This is a genomic window from Coprobacter secundus subsp. similis (assembly GCF_015097275.1).
Lineage (GTDB): Bacteria > Bacteroidota > Bacteroidia > Bacteroidales > Coprobacteraceae > Coprobacter > Coprobacter secundus.
Window position 1 is genome coordinate 1,514,147 of the sequence record NZ_AP023322.1, and the last position, 18,360, is coordinate 1,532,506.

Genomic DNA, 18,360 nt, shown 5'->3' on the forward strand with positions numbered 1-18,360 from the left:
ATCGCTTATGAAATGGAAAAATTTACTTATTTATGCTTTTCTCTCCGGAAGTGCTCCCATCATCGGACAGACATATACTGACGGTGTATTTGTTCTGAACGAAGACTGGTATGGACATAACAATAGCTCCATAAACTTCTTGCATCCGGAATCTGGAGAGATAGATTATTATTTGATACAGACCAATCCTGCCAATATGGACGGGAGCATTATACAAACATTAGGTTGTACCGCACAATACGGAGTTATATATGGAGATAAAATGTACGTTATCTCCAAACAAGACCAAGATCCAGGAGAAAATGCAGAAGAAAAACAAGGTGGAAGACTGGTCATCTTGGATGCCCAAAACATGCAAGTATTATACCGTTTACCCATAATAGCAGAAAAGAACGGGAAATCAATAGCCGATGGAAGAAGCTTTGTCGGAGTAGATGAAAATAAAGGCTATATAGGTACATCAAATGGCATCTACATATTAGACTTGAACACATACGTATTAAATGGTATTATCGAAGGTAGTGAAAATCCCCTAATTACAGGTGACGAATCGCCATCTGCCGGATTAGGTGCTTTATATGAAAATCAGATAGGAATGATGATACGAACTCAAGACCATGTGCTGGCAATACAACAGGATAAAGGTATTCTGGTAATCAATCCTGAAACAGATAAAATAGAACAAGTTATTCCCGGATGTTTTAGTACTATGGTTCAAAGTAAAGATGGTTATGTATGGGTTGGTCTCAACAGCAATAGCAATGAAGAATACTTGCACTACCCATACGGTTCGGCCGGAGAAGAATGGATAGGAAATACATTATTGAGAATAGACCCATACACTTTTGAAACAAAACGAATCGTCTTACCTCGAGGAGGCATAAACCAAACATGGTATGCATGGACAGCCGGTTCCCTATGTGCAAGTGCCAAAGAAAACGTTCTTTATTTCATTTACAATGAAGATTCATCTCAAGGACAGGCATCATGGTTTACAACAGCACACATGTATAAATACGATATAGATAAAGGCACTTGTGAACTCATTTACGACAGCACTCCCGAAGACCGCTATTTCTATGGAGCCGGAATACGTATAAATCCGGCAGATGACAAAATATATGCAGCATTATATGTCAGCTTCATTTCAAACAATTATTTTTTATATTATCAATTAGATAAAAACGGAAAACCCTTGGAAGAATATGAGCCCATTAGTGGATACTGGTATCCGGCAATGTTTATTTTTCCTGATAATCAAACTCCTGTTATAGAAAATTTTTCACCGGTAGAATTAAATGGGACAACACAAGAAATAGACCTATCCAATATGGCAACAGATGAAGATACACCGATAACCTCTATCACTAAACGAGTAACCAAAATAGAAAACGAAAATATTGTTTCGGCAAAAATAAAAAATAACAAACTCATACTTACCCCCTTACAAGCCGGAGAAACTTCGATTACCGTACGCTTCAATTCAAACGGGAAATGTGAAGACCGAGATTTAGCAGTTAAGGTTTCTACAGCTACATACATCCAAGAAACAGAATCTGACCCGATACACATATTTGCCCGGAACGGAATCATACAGATATTCGGTATAGAACCATCGACCGAAGTTGAGATATACAACATGCAAAGCCAATTAATATATAAAAATACATTGTCTTCAGGTTGCACCATCACAGAAATACCTCCCAGACAAATATATATAGTAAAAATAAAAAATCAGATACATAAAATCATACTTTAATTCAAACTAAACATTATGAGAAATTTTTACAGAAAAAAAACATGGTTGACATTGATGTTACTATGTATGGTATCCTCCATATTTGCGGGGAACCAATTTATTCCCAAAACCTACTCATTTACCGACATTGCCAAAACTTCTAAATTGACATTAAACTTATCTATGACCGACATATTCGAATATCCTGACGGCATAGACAAAAGCGCTAATTTTGATGATTTGGGCATTACAGTCAAAATAGAATCGAGCGATACGGAAATCTCAGATTTATATAAATATGAATATTATAACTATGGTAAAGTCCAGACACTATATTTATGGCTTATGCCTAACAAAGCCGGAGATGCGGATGTAAAAGTTACACTGACTTACCAAGGTGAAACCATTGAGAATACCATACATATCTCATTGAAAAAAGTCCTGGCGAAAGACGACTCTTTTGTAGTAGAGCCTAAAGGTGAATTAACCGCCGATGTCCTGAAAAACGACCAATGGATGAATAATTCGGACATGAAAACAGCCCGTATTACAATTGACGAACAGCCCCAATACGGCACGGCAACGGTAGTAAGCGGGACATCTTATCCCGTAATCAACTACGTGCCCGATACAAAAGCAGATAACTACACTTTCGACCGGCTAAAATATACTGTTACTTTAGCCACAGGAGAAAAGTCATCGGCTACTGCAAAAATAAACATACACTTAAATCCCTATGCTTCTAAAATACTGGGATATTTACCGGCTCCGGGACAATTTACCAATACAATGGACGACCCCACTGTTATTTTAGGAACACAGGGTGGTATGATAAGCTTAGGAGCATTCGGAGGTTATGTTATCCTGGGTTTTGACCAACCTATAAAAAATGACCCCCGTAACCCATACGGTGTAGATTTTACTCTGAAAGGAAACTCTTTTATTGCCAACTTATACGGAGTATGGTCTGAACCTGGAGCTGTACAGGTAATGAAAGACTTAAATGGAAATGGCATTCCCGATGATGGAGAATGGTATGAATTGGCTGGATCTGATTATTGGCTGAGTACAACAAAACGTAACGTAGAAATGACCTATTACAATCCGAGTTATAATAAACGCTATACTGTACCTTGGACAACTAATCAGGGAGAAAGCGGTGCCGTTTTAACCAATCAGTTCCACAATCAATCTTATTACCCTGACCCCTACACATACGAATGCGGAAGAGAGCAAGTAACATTTTCAGGAAATATTATACGAAGCTCCATCGACATGAGTTCACCGAGTTATATCGAATTTTACCGAGCTCCGGCCTTCGGATACTGCGACAATCGAGGATATGACAAAACCGATCTTACCGTTGCTCACAACCCATATTATAACGATGAAAACGGAAATGCAACAGATGGGTTCGACCTTAGTTGGGCAGTAGATAAAAATGGCAATCACGTAGAGTTGGACCAAGTTGATTTCGTAAAGGTTTATTGCGCCGGAAGTGCCAATGCCGGATGGTTAGGCGAATGGTCGACCGAAGTTTTAGGTGCAGCCATCACCACACCTAACCCTGACTATGTTCCGCAAGACTATTACCTCAATTACATCGGTATCACTCAACTACAAGTAATCGAAGGACAAACTTGTCAATATGAAGGATTTTTGTTTAAAAACGGACGTCCGGTAAAAGAAGGAACTCAACGATGGTGGTTATCCGACAATACTGTCGGAAACATCGATAACACCGGAAAATTTACAGCGACAAAAGAAGGAGAAACCTGGATATATTTCAGCCAAAAAGATGATATAGCCAAAGATTCTATCCAAATAAGTGTCGTGAAACTGAAAAAAGTAGTTATCGATTTGGAAGGTAATGCCAGCACCGTATCGAACGACAGTACAACTATGATTGTAAATGAAACTATCTTTATTAATGCACAGTGTGAAGATAGCCGGGATGAAAACCTAAACGGAAATACTGCTAATCGCTATATTTACGAAACTTTTGATTGGACAACATCGAATCCTGAAATCGGAACTATCAAAAATGGTTCATTTACTGCCAATAAAGTTGGAAGAACCAAAGTTATCATCCGTTCTACGAGTGACCCAACTCTATCAGATACGATTCTTGTCATTGTAAAAGATATTCCGGAAATAAAACCGGTGAACTCTCCTATTCGAATTGCATATGACAAACCTAAAGGAGAATTTTCTAATTCAGAGCTATTTACTACAGGAAACGATGCTACCGTATATATGGAAGAAGTAACTGCCGTTAACGGAAAAGTTCAAGTTTCCTTAGAAAAAAATGTCTTAAAATACTCGTTCAACACAAGAGAATATTGTAATGACATTCTTCGTTTTCGCGCAACATGCTACAAACAAGAAAAAACGATAGAAATACCTATCATATATGCTCCCGACAATGAAGGAATGAGTAAGCATATTCTATTTACCGATAACAACGGAAAAGGAAACAGCTCAATTATGGGATACCAAGTCAATACTAAAGAAACAAAAACACTACTTAGTAACATACAAGCAGATTCTATCAGCAATATGTTAAATGACGGCGCTTTCGTATATGTATCCACAGGCAACACTATATCCCGTTACAACATCACAACAGAGGAACTTGTCGCTTCCATATCATTAAAATCAAAAGCAAAACATCAACTGGCTTTATATAAAAATATGTTATTAGTAACCGATGCTAACGGAGACAATACAGATTTGAAGATATATTATAAAACAGATTTAAAACCTGTTGGTACAGTGTCTATAAACGACATTGCCAAAGTTATGACTGTAGTTGGTAATAATGCATATGTTATAACCAATGATGTAGCAATGAAATCAAGTAATCTTGCAACAATTGATTTAAATACTTTTGAAATCTCTCTGCAAGAATTGGAAAAAAAAGCATTAAATGTATCTGTCATAACCGTAAAAGACAACATTATTTATGCCATCGGCAGATGTAATGATAATTTTGACTGCACTATATTCTCTTATGATATTTCGAACAAAACAATATCATCTGATAGTTGGGGAACAGAATACCCGATGTTTTTGGCCTCTCCTATTGCTTTGACACCATTATCTGGAGACTTTATCATGTTAGTTAGCGGTAATGCATTCGTAAAATATAATATTACTACAAAAGAAATAGAAGATGGAAGATTCATGGAATTGGGATACGACTTATTCCCCATGGGTTCTGTTTATGATGCTGAAGAAAATAAATATTATGTAGCTTATTGTAGCGAAGACGGCACTCAACAGAAAGCGGCAATATTCGATAATCAATTCAACAAATTAGAAGAAATCGAGAACATCGGCAACCATCCGCAAATGATGAGTATATTATCAACTATAAATGACAATGATATACCTACGATAAGCAGCAGCAAATCGAATCTTAGTTGCTATGAACGTGCAACATCAGCGTCTAAACTCTCAATCAACAAACAATGGTTTACCGACAGAGAAAACAATTTTTCTATTTATACTCGTGATCTGGACAAACATTCTGACTGGCTGAGCTTGGATAATACATATAACAATACAAACGGTAATCTACAACTATTAGCCCAATATACAGGCGATGTAGCAACCGATTCCATTGCTACCATTTCTATCGAAGCTATCGATCATTTAGGCTATTCAGTAATACGAGATGTAGAAATAACAATAAAACCAAGAGTCTATATGCCTGTGAGCATTGCTAAAGATGTTGAAGCCATACAAGATGCAGAAGATATGCTAATACCTATAAAAAATATATTCAGCTATCCGGGAAGTAGTACTTACGGCCTGACATTCATGACGACTGTAGAAACCAATGATAATGAAGATTTGGTTTCTGCAACTATCAAAAATGACAATTTGGTTCTTTCATTTGGAGAAAGCAAATTCGGAAAGGCTCAAATAAAGCTACGTCAAACGGTTAGCCATCAAACGTATGGTGAAAAATTCTGTGAAACAGAGTTTACAGTCAACGTAAAAGAAAAACCGGCTGTAGGCGTCGAGGATACATCAAATGATATTATTTCAATATATCCTAACCCTGCAACTAATTATATCTACGTAAATACTGAAATCAATGCTCAAATAGAAATCTTCAATATTGATGGACAATTAGTGAAAAGTATAAACATCTCTTCGTCTAAGGAACCTATCAATATTCAAGATTTGACAGCTGGAAATTATCTGGTACGAATTACTACTGAAAAAGAAGTTCTAAGTAGCAAATTGATAAAAAAATAGTCATAAACCACTGATAATCATATAAATAATAATAGAAACCGGGATATCTTTATATAGAAATATCCCGGTTTTATTTTTATAACAATAAAGAATTAGAACCATAAAATACATAATATGGACATATTATACGAAAAAGATTTCAATTTTTTATAGTAAGATTAGAACTGAAAAGAGATGTACTTGATATTTTTACTCCTAAGTTATTTCAATTCTATAAAGTAAGATTAGAACAGTCTGTTGTTTCAATATATTATCCAAATTTTGACATTTCAATTCTATAAAGTAAGATTAGAACTTTATCATCAATATAGACTGAGCCCTGAGAGTGTAATTTCAATTCTATAAAGTAAGATTAGAACTACTCAAAAAATTGCACGAGATGGGATTATCTTTTGAATTTCAATTCTATAAAGTAAGATTAGAACCACTACTACCTTACTTATCCGGTTATGTGGATCCATTTCAATTCTATAAAGTAAGATTAGAACACGCCTGAACAGGACAAACCTCCGCATAAGTAATATTTCAATTCTATAAAGTAAGATTAGAACGTGACATGGACACACTATATGAAAAAGCGGCAGCAGATTTCAATTCTATAAAGTAAGATTAGAACACCTTCAACCTTGAGACCTGACAATTGAATTTCATTATTTCAATTCTATAAAGTAAGATTAGAACTGGGATTCGGCTTGAGGCTGTAAATATATTCTATCTATTTCAATTCTATAAAGTAAGATTAGAACAAATGTTAAACTAAGAAATCTTCTAAATCATTATCATTTCAATTCTATAAAGTAAGATTAGAACCTGATGATGATGTCTTAAAGGCTTTTGGATATAAGATTTCAATTCTATAAAGTAAGATTAGAACACGGGATATGGCAGGGTCGGTGAACCATATCGTAAATTTCAATTCTATAAAGTAAGATTAGAACCTTCCCGCAGCATGAACTGGAAGGTGCCTTTCAGCCATTTCAATTCTATAAAGTAAGATTAGAACAAAACATCATCATCAGCAGGAAAGTAAGTAAACTCATTTCAATTCTATAAAGTAAGATTAGAACGGGTTTCGGGCGGAACAGGATGACTCCGTTATAGATTTCAATTCTATAAAGTAAGATTAGAACAATTCAAATTTTTTCTCCATGATTGTTTATTTTAATATTTCAATTCTATAAAGTAAGATTAGAACCCTTTAACCTTGAGACCTGACAATTGAATTTCATTATTTCAATTCTATAAAGTAAGATTAGAACTTACAATCGAAATAAACCTGTCCAAGAATCTTATCATATTTCAATTCTATAAAGTAAGATTAGAACCCTATCATTAACAATAAAGACACAGTTTATAACCAATGGGTTAGAGCTGCAAATATAATAAATATTTCAAAGAAAAGTTGTCGACGTACGATTATATAAAAATATACAGACATCGACAATATAAATAACTTATTAAAAATAAGGAAGATAAAAGAAACGGATATAATAGTTATATCAAAAAAATATTAAATTTACTCAAGAACGACAACTTCAATTACAGAAAATTATCTGTACTCCCTAATTGTCGACCGATAATTTGCCGTTCCATAAACACTTGTGATGCAGTTTTAAAAATAATTATACTATCCTCATTCACTTTCATAAACATTTTAATATACATTAATAACTCTTTCAATCGAACATCCGATATTTCTCCTTCAAAAACCGAGTTCTGTACCCAGTTTAGATATCTACGACAAAGTTTCAACATCTTTGCAACTCGTTTTTCTCCAAAGTCATATACCAAAATAACATACATTACCAATACATTTTAAATGGTTTATACATCTCCATTCCCAATAAATGTTTCGACAACTTATAACATTCCAATTTCACTAAATGTCGATAACTAACTTTTCGGCCCAATGCTCTATGTTGTATCGTCTCGTTCAAACGCTCTTCAAAAGCTTTCACAAAAATTTTCTTTCCAGACAAATTTAATAAACATTTATTTAACTTCTTTTCGAAATGTTTATCTTGAATCTCGTGTTTATTCAATACTCTAAAAATAGTCCTATCTACAATAATCGGTTTGAAAATCTCTGAGATGTCTAAAGCTAAAGAATATCTACGTTCACCCGGAGTATGCAAATAACTGATAGTCGGATTCAGTTGCGTTTGATGAATAGCCCTTAAACACAAAGTATAACACATCATATTTCCAAAAGAAATCAATGCATTTACTTCATTTAATGGTGGACGTTTCGAGCGAGGGCCCATCTCAAAATCATTTATAATCAAATTAAATGCTTCATAATAAGTTTGGCGTATCATTCCTTCTATTCCCATAAGCTCTTCTATAGAAACAGCAGATGATATTCGAGTAGAATATTCTTTAATATCACTAATAATTTTTTCAACGTCACATCCCCTCCGACTGTAATAACGAAGATTCTTGAGTATATTATAGCACGCCCCTTCTATAAACTTTTGAGCAATAACCATACGCTTACTCTTATTTTGATAAGCTGAAGTCTGAGCTAACAGCATTTTCCCTGACAATAAAGAATCGCGAGGCATAAATGAACCAGTATAATTTTCATAATAATCAAAGAAATGTACCGCTATATCTTTCTGCCCTAAAAAATTATATAAAGCACTATTGGCCCGTAAAGAACCAAACACATAAAATTCGCTAATATCTTCTATCGGTAAATACCGGGGCATCGAAACCTCATTACTCTCTGAGCCAACAATAGGTGTAAATTTCAAGGTATTATCTTTCCTGTCCAATTCTCCTGGATTAAATAAATAAAATGTTTTTTTCATGGTTCGATCTCCTCTATAAAACAAAAATCATAATAACTACAATTTTTACATATCGATTTTTTTATAATAGATGGACAAACATCAGAATATATTATCGATTCGATATCTTTTTCCATTTTACCTATATTTTTTCGATCTTCTTCATTAAGATAGATCTCTTTCGTTTTACGCAATACAGGGTACTCCAACATACCCCTACATCCCAAGATTCCATTCCTCTCAAATACATACAAATAATACTTTAGTTGCCATTCATGTGAAATCTCTATCTTATCAGACTTTTTTATTTCATGGATAATATTGTGCACCGTGTCATAAAAATCAACTTTAATGCCATCAATTTCTATTTCTTCATATTTCGACGATCTCTGAGGATACGAACTTTCATGTATCAGTTTTCCTTCATATACCAAATCCGAAGTATGTTCAAAATTTATACCATTAGCAAACAACCAAAGCTTTCGATGGCAAATCTGATAATAATTAAAATGTGTCCCTGTAATCTGTATCATATAAATATATTCAAAGACATAACTGATCGGAATCTATATTCTTAACTTCATTCATTCGAAGGCCTATTTCACTATCATACACTCTCTTTATAATATAGACATTCTTACAACCCAATTTTTTTATATTTTCAAAATAGAAAGAATCTTCATAGGCATCTTCACTTTTCAAAAGTCCCCAAAGCCGACTTTCCTTCACCGATACCAAAAGTGCATCTGCCTCGATAAATGATTTTTGTTCTAAACAAGCTCGATATTCTTTTATCAAATCTACCGGTAGAACCTTTATTCCATCGAATTGTCGATAAAACATCTTCTCGCTCTTTTCATCGTATACCAAAGGTGAAAGTGTCCTATCGATAAACGAAGTAAGTGTTTTCAATGTCATATCATAATCATCTTGTTGTTTCTTTTCCCACATCGGATATACTTCATCTATCAACGATTGCAACTCGTCTTCATGAATTATTCCATCATGTCTTTGCTCAATTATATACAGAGCATCCAATGTTCGGCAGATAACATTTTCATCATAGATAAACAAATCTTTCTTATTTCGCTCTTTAAATACATGACACAAACATAATCCTTTTAGTCGTTTTCTATTCACACGTCCAAAGCGTTGAATCAGAGCATCCAATGGTGCTGGTTCGGTATAGATCACATCATAATCGATGTCTAAGCTCACTTCTATGGCCTGTGTACCTACCAACAACTGTATATCCCCATTTTGCAATTCTATCTCTTTTCGATTTTTATCATTTGCATTAAAAGCTCCATGCAACAATAATTTTCGCCGATTGACCGGTATAAACAAATTTTGATATACATTTTGAGATTGCTCTACCGTATTACATACGACAAGCACTTTTTTACCTCGATCTATATCTCTTTGTATTAAATCTAAAGATTCCGATAATAATCCCTCATGAAGTTTTATCCGATGTCTTTCAAATTTTCTGTATAAAGACTTTTCGGCAACTATATTTATATGTTTTCCTATAGAATCGGCCAAAATTTTACGCATAAACATAGGCAATGTTGCAGTCATAATAAAGACACGAACATCCATATATCGAGTTGCAAATTGTAAAAGAGCTATAATCTGGGCAAAAGTCTTCGAATCATAAGCATGAATTTCGTCAAAAATAAAATATCCCCCCGACCATTCAGCAATACCCTTCTCAAACCCCTTCAGCCCAAATAAATGTTTCAATAATTGGAAGGGTGTTACAATCTTAAAGGGTGTTACCAAGGTCTTGAAATCTTCTATTAACTTCGATTTTTCCTCTATATTTACCGAATTATCCGATGACATTCTTTGTTCGATATATTGCATTAATTTACCATGTAACATACCTACCCGATGTTTGTCATGCCCTATCGCTGTATCAACTCTTTCATACATAGCATTGATCGATGCTGTATACGGGAGCATATAAAATACTCTGCCCTGTCCTCTTATATGAAGTTGATTTACCAACCAAAGAAAAGCGGCTTCAGTTTTGCCCGAACCTGTCGATGCAGAAAGAATGACATTCCCAGTCGATAACAAAGCCTTTTTCTGATGGTCATACAATTCGTTATTATAAACAAAATCGAAATCTTCCGGATAAATATTCAATATTTTTCGAATACCGGCTGAAGCTAAATGATCGCACTGTTTCAAAAAACCGACGAGCAATAAAATGAAAAAATAATCGGAATGCGCAACCCGATGTTGTTTCCCCATCTCCTGTTTCAAATATTTTCCGATATCTATACAATCATCATTCTCTTTAAAATAGCCATACCTTTTTAATATATACCAAACTTCATTTTGCAAAAGTTTTCCACATTCAGATTGGAAATCAAGATCACCTTCACATGCCCACGAAGAATCTGCCTTCCACAAATAATTTGCCGAAACAAATTCATTTAAATCCGACACGCTTTTATGATGCCCGACAACGGCATAACATACCTTATCTTTCCATTCTTCCTCCAAACTCGACTGATAAATAAAATATGACGAAAAGAGTTCATGCCGTTGTCCCAACCATTTATTTCGACTTTTATGCAACAATTTCTGAAATTCATCATGAGCTTTACCCATATCGTGAAATATAATACAAGCCGCTAATACTCGCCAAAACAAATTCTTTTTAACAACCGGCAGATTGGGAAACCCAGTTATCAGCTGTTCGAGAATATTCAAACAATCTTCGATATGGCATATTAAAGGAATCTCGGGTTCCGATTTCGCCAAAAGATAAAATTCTTTCGAATCAAATTTCATATATCATCTTCAAAATCAAGTTGATGAAAATAAATATCAACTTCGTTTCCATCAATAATATCCCGATATGCAGTTATACCGGTAGGTATATCTTTACTTCGATACGATATTACAGAATACGCTTCTGTACCTATATTACTTCGGGGAAATGTATCGGTAAAATATTTAGGTAAAGCCTGTACCATACCCGGCAAAAAGTTTCCGGAAATCGGGATGATCTGTCCCTTTATTTTATCGGCATTCGTCTTTTCCGATAACTCTACTATTTCGATACGATCCACAGATGCAAGGTCCGAGCTTCTCCCTAATAATATAGGATAATAAGGTGATAGAAATAAATCGGTTAACTCTTTATCTTTCAAGTACAAAAAAAGCCTATTATCAAACAGAAATTCACGGGGTATAACATTAGACTTCACTTGATTGACCGGAACATTCCTTTCGTTCAATTTTATCTGATAGATCGTTTCAAGGTCAACGGCTTCCGCCCCATATTCAAAATAATAACCTAAAGATAAATGTTTATGCCGAATATATTTTCCAGCACAAGCATTCAAAATTCCCAAAACCGTACTAATCGGTGGAACATGCAGTGTTGGCTGATATCCTGAAATAATATTCGGATATCTAAAACTCGATGTCCACGAACTTATCAAAATACGGTAAGCTTCCATTACTTCATTTGTTGTTTTAATTGTTCACAATAAGCATCAATCATGGCATTCACTGGTCCGAATTCTACTATATCAGAATATTCTTTTTGTAATTCCGACAACTCATTCGTATCATCATCAAAGAAACCGGCTCGTTTACCAATAAATATTTTTCCCACATAATTTCGACGATACTCTTCGATTACTTCCTTCAAAGCTGAAATATTAAGTTTTACCTTTTCATCCTTTTCCCCAAAACTCGTTGCTATATGAGAAAAGGGATGATTACCTGTGCTCGTCGTTGCCAAAATAATAAATTTTGGTGTTACATCTGCCATATTATTGGTCTGCATAGCTCCTCCCACAATATTTTTCAAAGCACTTATCGTATCCAATGTTCTCTGTAATCGAGTTTTTACAGGAAGCCTCACCAATTTACGCTCCGAATCGAAAATATCATTGATTTCTACAGCCCCTTTTTCGAGTGCCTCTTTCTTTAACTTATCCGAAAGATTCTGATAACCCGATTTATTATAATTCGAAAACGTCCCCACCATATTCAAATCAAGACTGAACATGCCCTTCATCACAGCACTATATTCCTGTTTTCCATAAGGTACAGAATCACCTTCCTGCCGAGCCATACTCGACCAATTTTCTACCGGTCTTACGGCACATGCCGAAACGACTGCCGAATTTTTCAAAGGAGACACTCTCGTTACCGTAATGTTCTTTTTCTTTATCTTACCTTTTTCGTCTGTCTCTTCTTCCGAAGCAGCCCTCATATACCCGAATATATCATCGTCGGGATACTCTATAGGATTAGCATTAGTATATGCAATTTTATTTTCTCTTACAATAGGCGACAGCCTCCAATCATAATTCTTTTGTAAAGCCTCGCGCCACCAATATCGAAAAGCCTGCCCTGATACATACGTATAAGTACGTCCATTCTTAATAATGCTCTTCGTTGCTACTCCATTATCGAAATGCGACATCACATTTTTACCGGCATTGTTCAATGCAACGACATCTACATCAATCAAAAAAAATCCTTGAACTTTCAAATTATTTTCCATAACACATAACATTAAATTTAACTTTCATATTCTATCTGCTCATCATCGAAGTCATCCATATCGACCTCTATATGTAAATTCCTTTCATGAAGTTTCTGATATATCGATATCAATAATACATCTCGAATCTCCATCCATGAACTCGAATCCGGGAATAAATAATCAACATACTCTTCGACAGTTACCAAAGGTTGATCATGTCCCTCATTATAATATTTTCTTATCGTACCGATAATAAAACGTCTCAGGACATACGCACTTTTCGTTCCACTCAACGTAGTTATTACTTTTTTCATTCCGGATTCACTCGTACTCTCCAGAATATAATTCGAAATCTCGTCTAATTTCGCAATCGTCTCTCTTTTCATATTTTGTAAATTGACTAAATACAAATTCAATAAATCCACATCGAAAAAGTGGTGCACACTCCATTTTCTGATATCACCAAGAATACTTGCTCCTTTCAATAATTTATCATATATGGCATTTCTCCAATACTTGAATTTCTCTTCATCGATATAAATATTATCTTTCTTATTTTCGACACAAAACACATTTTTTTCATCATCGTATTTCGCTTTTTTATAATCGGAATTGAAATAATGACTTGCGACAAAAATGTTCCAACGTTCTCTAAATCGACTACTCTGCGTTCTCTGATAAAAACGGAAAGCCTGAAAAGGGAGAGTATAGATCTGTACCTCCGGACTCGCCCCGAAATTTGTCAGATGATATAATGCAACAGAATCACCCATTCCATTATCTTCGGTATATCTCGCCAACACAGAATCAAGATACCGGAAAACAGCCGTTCCCAGCGAATGAGCAGAACTTTTCAATACCCCAGTAGATACATTTTGTCCCACCTCCGCCAAAACTCTGCTACAACAATCTCTAGCATACCATTCCGAAATTTTAGGATTATTACTACAAATTACAGCTATTTTTCCTTGCAACAATTCACATCCCAACGGAAGAAAATAGTATCGTATAATGGCTTCCTTAGACAACATTATGCCTTCTTGAAAAGCATGATGAAAATTCACAAAGGTTCCCGACCCTGTCAAAACCGACAGATCTCTTCCTACTGGAAACAACTTCGTATTATTCCCCATAATCCGACAGCACCCTATTCGATACGATAAAGTTTCATCTAAAAGACTTTCGAAATATCGCCTAACTTCCTCTTTTTTCCGTTCACTTTTAAATGCAGGTTGCGTAATCTTCGAATTTAGAAACAATGTGTTGATTTTTGCATCCCAAAGTTTTACATATATATCAGTCACCATCATAATCAACGTCATAATATCAGCATCCGGATAGCATTCCATCAACTCTTGCAGAACAAATCCACCAGCATCTACAAAGGGATCGCCAGTATATTTAAACATCTCATCCCAATCTATTTTTTGCATAATAAGAAATTTAAAATGTAAATTTAATAAAAAATTTATCTCCTATTGTTTTTATTATAAATCTGATTTCTATAATATACTAAAAATATTTATTCCACTTCTTGTCTAAAGCTCACAAGATCGATTTTTTCACATATTCTTCGATAAACCATCTACTATACGATAAAACTCTTTTTTAAACATATAAATAATATACTTTAATAATAAAAATTTCTATTCGGCTTATAATATTCCTACTTTTGCAAAAGATTAAAGTATTTTTTATAAAATCAACATTTCACTTGTAATAGAATCAAGTTAGAAAAGAGACTATTTTAATCTTACTTTACAGAATCCCCCGATTTTATTTCAATTTTGGGGGTATTTCTTTCAACATACCAAAGCCGAGACTTCCTTTTTCCCCTAACCCACAATTGTAAACGATGTGCATAAGAGGCTCGGGTAAGTGTATCTTAAACCTATAATTATACCCTCTGACAAAGGTCTGCTCAGGTGTATCGGATTTCATTTTCACCAATACTGAACGAGGCGTATTCAGCAATTTAAAATTACAAAACAGGGGCCCGGTATAAGACTCTCCATTATAAGCTTTATAACGAGCCAACACTCCGGTAATAATCGCACGTTCATAATCCTGATGATCGGGGGACAAATACTCTGTCCTTACTTCAGTTCCTCTACGCGATATACATACAGGAGAAAGTGTTTCGAAAAACATCTCCTCTTTATATTGTAATGATGGAAGAATTTCTATACTCCGAACCATAAATTCTACGATACTTCGTTTATCACCAACTTGCATTTTTTGAAATTGAAATACACCTTCAATAAACTGACGTGTGCTTTTTTCCGGTAAAAAGGCTATATACCAATCAATTTCATCCGATAAAATATTCAATCTCTGATTCTCTTTATCGATTTCATATCGGGGTATAACAAACCGAGAAAAAGTAAATAACTTAAATCTCTTATGGTCTGCTTCAAAACCATTTCCATGCAACCACGAAGAATAATCAACATTCGATTTAGAAAGAATACGATACACGGCAGATGACAATTCATACATATAATTCAATGGTAATGAACGTCCGAATGCCCGACTATTTACTTGTAAAGTTATTTTGAATCTCATTTTCTTATTTTGAATATTATTCAGATATTCTCAAATTTATAAAATAATTTTCAAAATATAACAATTGTAAAAACTTAAAATGAGGGAGATTTTTCTACTCGAACTATTTTAGAAAAAATCGGATGTTCGAATTCGAGATATTCGGCATGTAAATATAACCGGTCAGATTCTCTACCATACAAGCGGTCTCCTACTATCGGGCAATTGAGCCCTTGCGGGTGAGCAGCATGTACCCGCAATTGGTGAGTTCGCCCGGTAATCGGATAAAAGGCAACACGTGTACGGGTTTGCAAACGTTCGAGAACTTTATACTGTGTCATTGCAGGTTTTCCATATTTCCAACTAACCATCTGCCTCGGTCTATCGTCAGGATTCAAGCATATAGGGAGGTTTATTTCTCCTTCATCATTCAAAATAACACCGTCTAACAAAGCTATATACCTCTTTTTTACTGTCCTTCTTTTAAACTGAGCTTGTAAGTTCTGGTGCACTTCTTTAGATTTTGCGATAAGTAACAAACCAGAAGTAGACATATCAAGCCGATGTACAATCATGGGACCCGTCGCATCGGGATACCGTTCTCGCATCCGTCGAAAAACTGAGTCTGCATTATTTTTTCCGGGTACAGAAAGCAATCCCTCAGGTTTATTTATAACAAGCAGGTATTCATCTTCATACACGATTTCCAATTCAGTTTCAACTCCACAGGCATCTGATAAGGGATTCGGCTCTACATTCAAGCCTTGTAACATATATTTTAATATCGGTCCACATTTTCCTTTACATGAGGGATAAAAATATCCATGACGTCGTATCTCTGTTTTGGGAGAATCACCCCACCAAAACTCTGCCATCGCAACAGGTTCCAAATGATTTAAATATGCATATTGCAATAACTTAGGTGCTGCACACTCCCCCGCCCCAGCTGGAGGAATTTTATGTACTTCTTCTTCAAAGATAGTACACAAATCTTTTATTTCCCCCCGGACATTGAGTATTTTAAACTGAGCAAACAGTTCCTTCTGCAAAGCTGCCGACCGTCTCTTCCTTTCTACTTTAAATCTTTCTATTTCCTTTTCATATGCATCTACACGCTCATGCAAATCTGAGATTCTTTTTTTCCAATATCGCTCTAATCTTTTATACTCCGCTTTTTGAAATTGACTCTCACGTATCATCTCTCGCAACTCTGTCTCTTCCGGATGAACACTTCGCCTAATCTCGCGTGTCTTCTTTGCTTCTATTAAGGAAACTTTAGCATCATTCAATAATTGGAATGAATAAGCTTTCTCTTTCTCCAATAAATCTTTACACTCCCGATAATAAACATCATCCCTAATCTGCTCAATTTTAGCATTGATAGTAGATATATTTTCCTCTTCTATTCTAAAAAATCCATCTGGTTGTAACAAGTCATATATTGGAGGAACAAAATACGGATGGTTATAACTTCCTGCCAAAGTACCTGAAAACGAAGCTAAATACCCAATTTCACCAGTATCTGTCCGTACAACTAACACTCCAAACATTTTACCTCGATTCAACTCCTCTGCCCACAATATCTGTGATTTTATATATTCTTGCAATTCATTGGCAGCCTCTATGCAAAGAGGATGAGGCGTATAACAAAATGGGAAAGTGAACTTTTCCGGCAAAACTATATGAGAAATTGTCTTCGTAAACGAATGAAACATTATGACATTTTTTAGAATGGTAAAGATACATAAATTAAAAGACAGTTTCAAAAACAAATCTATTCGAAAGATTGTAGAATTATCAACTTTACCAAATAGAAAAATTATAACTTTCAAAACTAATTTTTCATTTTCTTAAAATATTTATTCTCTTAAATCGTCTACCTATATGAAAGGATAAACAAAAAGATAAAAATGAGATTTTTACATTTTAATCGTACCGGATATGATAAATTAAATAAAAGAATTTTTTTCACATTATTAAAATACAAAAAAATATATCATCTGTCAACCTTATTTATATAAAAACAATAAAACAATTCATACTCTTAAACTATTTCTATTTCATAAAAAATCACAGTTTAGAATATCACTTAAAAATTCAGGTTTAAAAGGAAATAAATAACCTTATTTCAATTCCAACAAACCTATTTGCATATAATCTTGGACCATATCACGAGGACGTTTGACCTCATCATTCCAAACAACAATATCGATATCGAGAGGTACCTCTCCGGAAAGTTTTGATTGAGGAAAACGACCAGCAGCTTTTTCCATCGCTTTAAAATGTTGATATAATCGATCATAATCCCATTCGGTTTCAATAATTCCTACACAATTTTGATAATTAGGCTGAGGAATACTACTCACAGGCACTGTTTCATAACAAGATGAAAAGCGGGCAGACACAGCCATAGCAGCTATCTCCATACAGCTCTTTTTCAACAAGAGCAGCCCACCATTCACATTTGATCCTAATCCTATAATCGCTTTGTTCAT

The 18,360-nt window shown here is 34.7% G+C and carries 12 protein-coding genes and 1 CRISPR repeat array; of the genes, 2 read left to right on the plus strand and 10 right to left on the minus strand.

Annotated features, from left to right (window positions below):
• Positions 1-7 precede the first annotated feature (7 nt).
• Positions 8-1,759, plus strand: coding sequence for a DUF5074 domain-containing protein (locus Cop2CBH44_RS06120; RefSeq protein WP_200755709.1), 1,752 nt, complete (start codon positions 8-10; stop codon positions 1,757-1,759).
• Positions 1,760-1,774: 15 nt separating this feature from the next.
• On the plus strand, positions 1,775-6,007 hold the full coding sequence (locus Cop2CBH44_RS06125; protein ID WP_200755710.1) for a T9SS type A sorting domain-containing protein: 4,233 nt from the start codon (positions 1,775-1,777) through the stop codon (positions 6,005-6,007).
• Between the two features lie 136 nt (positions 6,008-6,143).
• Positions 6,144-7,332: direct repeats of the CRISPR family, unit length 29 nt; unit sequence ATTTCAATTCTATAAAGTAAGATTAGAAC.
• 214 nt (positions 7,333-7,546) lie between these two features.
• Here the strand turns inward: Cop2CBH44_RS06125 and cas2 are convergent.
• The 10 genes from cas2 to Cop2CBH44_RS06175 form a co-directional block, all read right to left on the minus strand.
• On the minus strand, positions 7,547-7,810 hold the full coding sequence (gene cas2 / locus Cop2CBH44_RS06130; RefSeq protein ID WP_044229523.1) for a CRISPR-associated endonuclease Cas2: 264 nt from the start codon (positions 7,808-7,810) through the stop codon (positions 7,547-7,549).
• Positions 7,810-8,820, minus strand: a complete 1,011-nt coding sequence (cas1b, locus tag Cop2CBH44_RS06135; protein WP_200755711.1) for a type I-B CRISPR-associated endonuclease Cas1b — start codon at positions 8,818-8,820, stop codon at positions 7,810-7,812. Before cas1b ends, cas2 begins: the two co-directional genes overlap by 1 nt.
• Complete coding sequence (cas4, locus tag Cop2CBH44_RS06140; protein WP_044229594.1) at positions 8,817-9,329, minus strand: CRISPR-associated protein Cas4; 513 nt, start codon at positions 9,327-9,329, stop codon at positions 8,817-8,819. The genes cas1b and cas4 overlap by 4 nt, the downstream gene beginning before the upstream one ends.
• 13 nt (positions 9,330-9,342) lie before the next feature.
• On the minus strand, positions 9,343-11,607 hold the full coding sequence (gene cas3 / locus Cop2CBH44_RS06145; RefSeq protein ID WP_200755712.1) for a CRISPR-associated helicase Cas3': 2,265 nt from the start codon (positions 11,605-11,607) through the stop codon (positions 9,343-9,345).
• Positions 11,604-12,281 carry a type I-B CRISPR-associated protein Cas5b gene (gene cas5b / locus Cop2CBH44_RS06150; RefSeq protein WP_200755713.1) on the minus strand — a complete coding sequence of 226 codons (678 nt, stop codon included), beginning with the start codon at positions 12,279-12,281 and terminating at the stop codon, positions 11,604-11,606. The genes cas3 and cas5b overlap by 4 nt, the downstream gene beginning before the upstream one ends.
• Positions 12,281-13,339, minus strand: coding sequence for a type I-B CRISPR-associated protein Cas7/Cst2/DevR (cas7i, locus tag Cop2CBH44_RS06155; protein WP_200755714.1), 1,059 nt, complete (start codon positions 13,337-13,339; stop codon positions 12,281-12,283). The genes cas5b and cas7i overlap by 1 nt, the downstream gene beginning before the upstream one ends.
• A gap of 17 nt (positions 13,340-13,356) precedes the next feature.
• Entirely contained in the window at positions 13,357-14,754 is a 1,398-nt protein-coding gene (locus Cop2CBH44_RS06160) for a hypothetical protein (protein ID WP_200755715.1), read from the minus strand.
• Positions 14,755-15,097: 343 nt separating this feature from the next.
• Positions 15,098-15,886, minus strand: coding sequence for a CRISPR-associated endoribonuclease Cas6 (gene cas6, locus Cop2CBH44_RS06165; protein WP_200755716.1), 789 nt, complete (start codon positions 15,884-15,886; stop codon positions 15,098-15,100).
• Between the two features lie 74 nt (positions 15,887-15,960).
• Positions 15,961-17,580, minus strand: a complete 1,620-nt coding sequence (locus tag Cop2CBH44_RS06170; protein ID WP_200755717.1) for an RluA family pseudouridine synthase — start codon at positions 17,578-17,580, stop codon at positions 15,961-15,963.
• Between the two features lie 408 nt (positions 17,581-17,988).
• Positions 17,989-18,360, minus strand: coding sequence for a 2-amino-4-hydroxy-6-hydroxymethyldihydropteridine diphosphokinase (locus Cop2CBH44_RS06175; RefSeq protein ID WP_021931494.1), 372 nt, complete (start codon positions 18,358-18,360; stop codon positions 17,989-17,991).

Excerpts from the sequence above, each read along its gene's own strand:
- Cop2CBH44_RS06120 (WP_200755709.1), top strand. The coding sequence starts at position 8 with ATGAAATGGAAAAATTTACTTATTTATGCTTTTCTCTCCGGAAGTGCT.
- Cop2CBH44_RS06125 (WP_200755710.1), top strand. The coding sequence starts at position 1,775 with ATGAGAAATTTTTACAGAAAAAAAACATGGTTGACATTGATGTTACTA.
- cas2 (WP_044229523.1), bottom strand. The coding sequence starts at position 7,810 with ATGTATGTTATTTTGGTATATGACTTTGGAGAAAAACGAGTTGCAAAG.
- cas1b (WP_200755711.1), bottom strand. The coding sequence starts at position 8,820 with ATGAAAAAAACATTTTATTTATTTAATCCAGGAGAATTGGACAGGAAA.
- cas3 (WP_200755712.1), bottom strand. The coding sequence starts at position 11,607 with ATGAAATTTGATTCGAAAGAATTTTATCTTTTGGCGAAATCGGAACCC.
- cas5b (WP_200755713.1), bottom strand. The coding sequence starts at position 12,281 with ATGGAAGCTTACCGTATTTTGATAAGTTCGTGGACATCGAGTTTTAGA.
- cas7i (WP_200755714.1), bottom strand. The coding sequence starts at position 13,339 with ATGGAAAATAATTTGAAAGTTCAAGGATTTTTTTTGATTGATGTAGAT.
- Cop2CBH44_RS06160 (WP_200755715.1), bottom strand. The coding sequence starts at position 14,754 with ATGCAAAAAATAGATTGGGATGAGATGTTTAAATATACTGGCGATCCC.
- cas6 (WP_200755716.1), bottom strand. The coding sequence starts at position 15,886 with ATGAGATTCAAAATAACTTTACAAGTAAATAGTCGGGCATTCGGACGT.
- Cop2CBH44_RS06170 (WP_200755717.1), bottom strand. The coding sequence starts at position 17,580 with ATGTTTCATTCGTTTACGAAGACAATTTCTCATATAGTTTTGCCGGAA.
- Cop2CBH44_RS06175 (WP_021931494.1), bottom strand. The coding sequence starts at position 18,360 with ATGAACAAAGCGATTATAGGATTAGGATCAAATGTGAATGGTGGGCTG.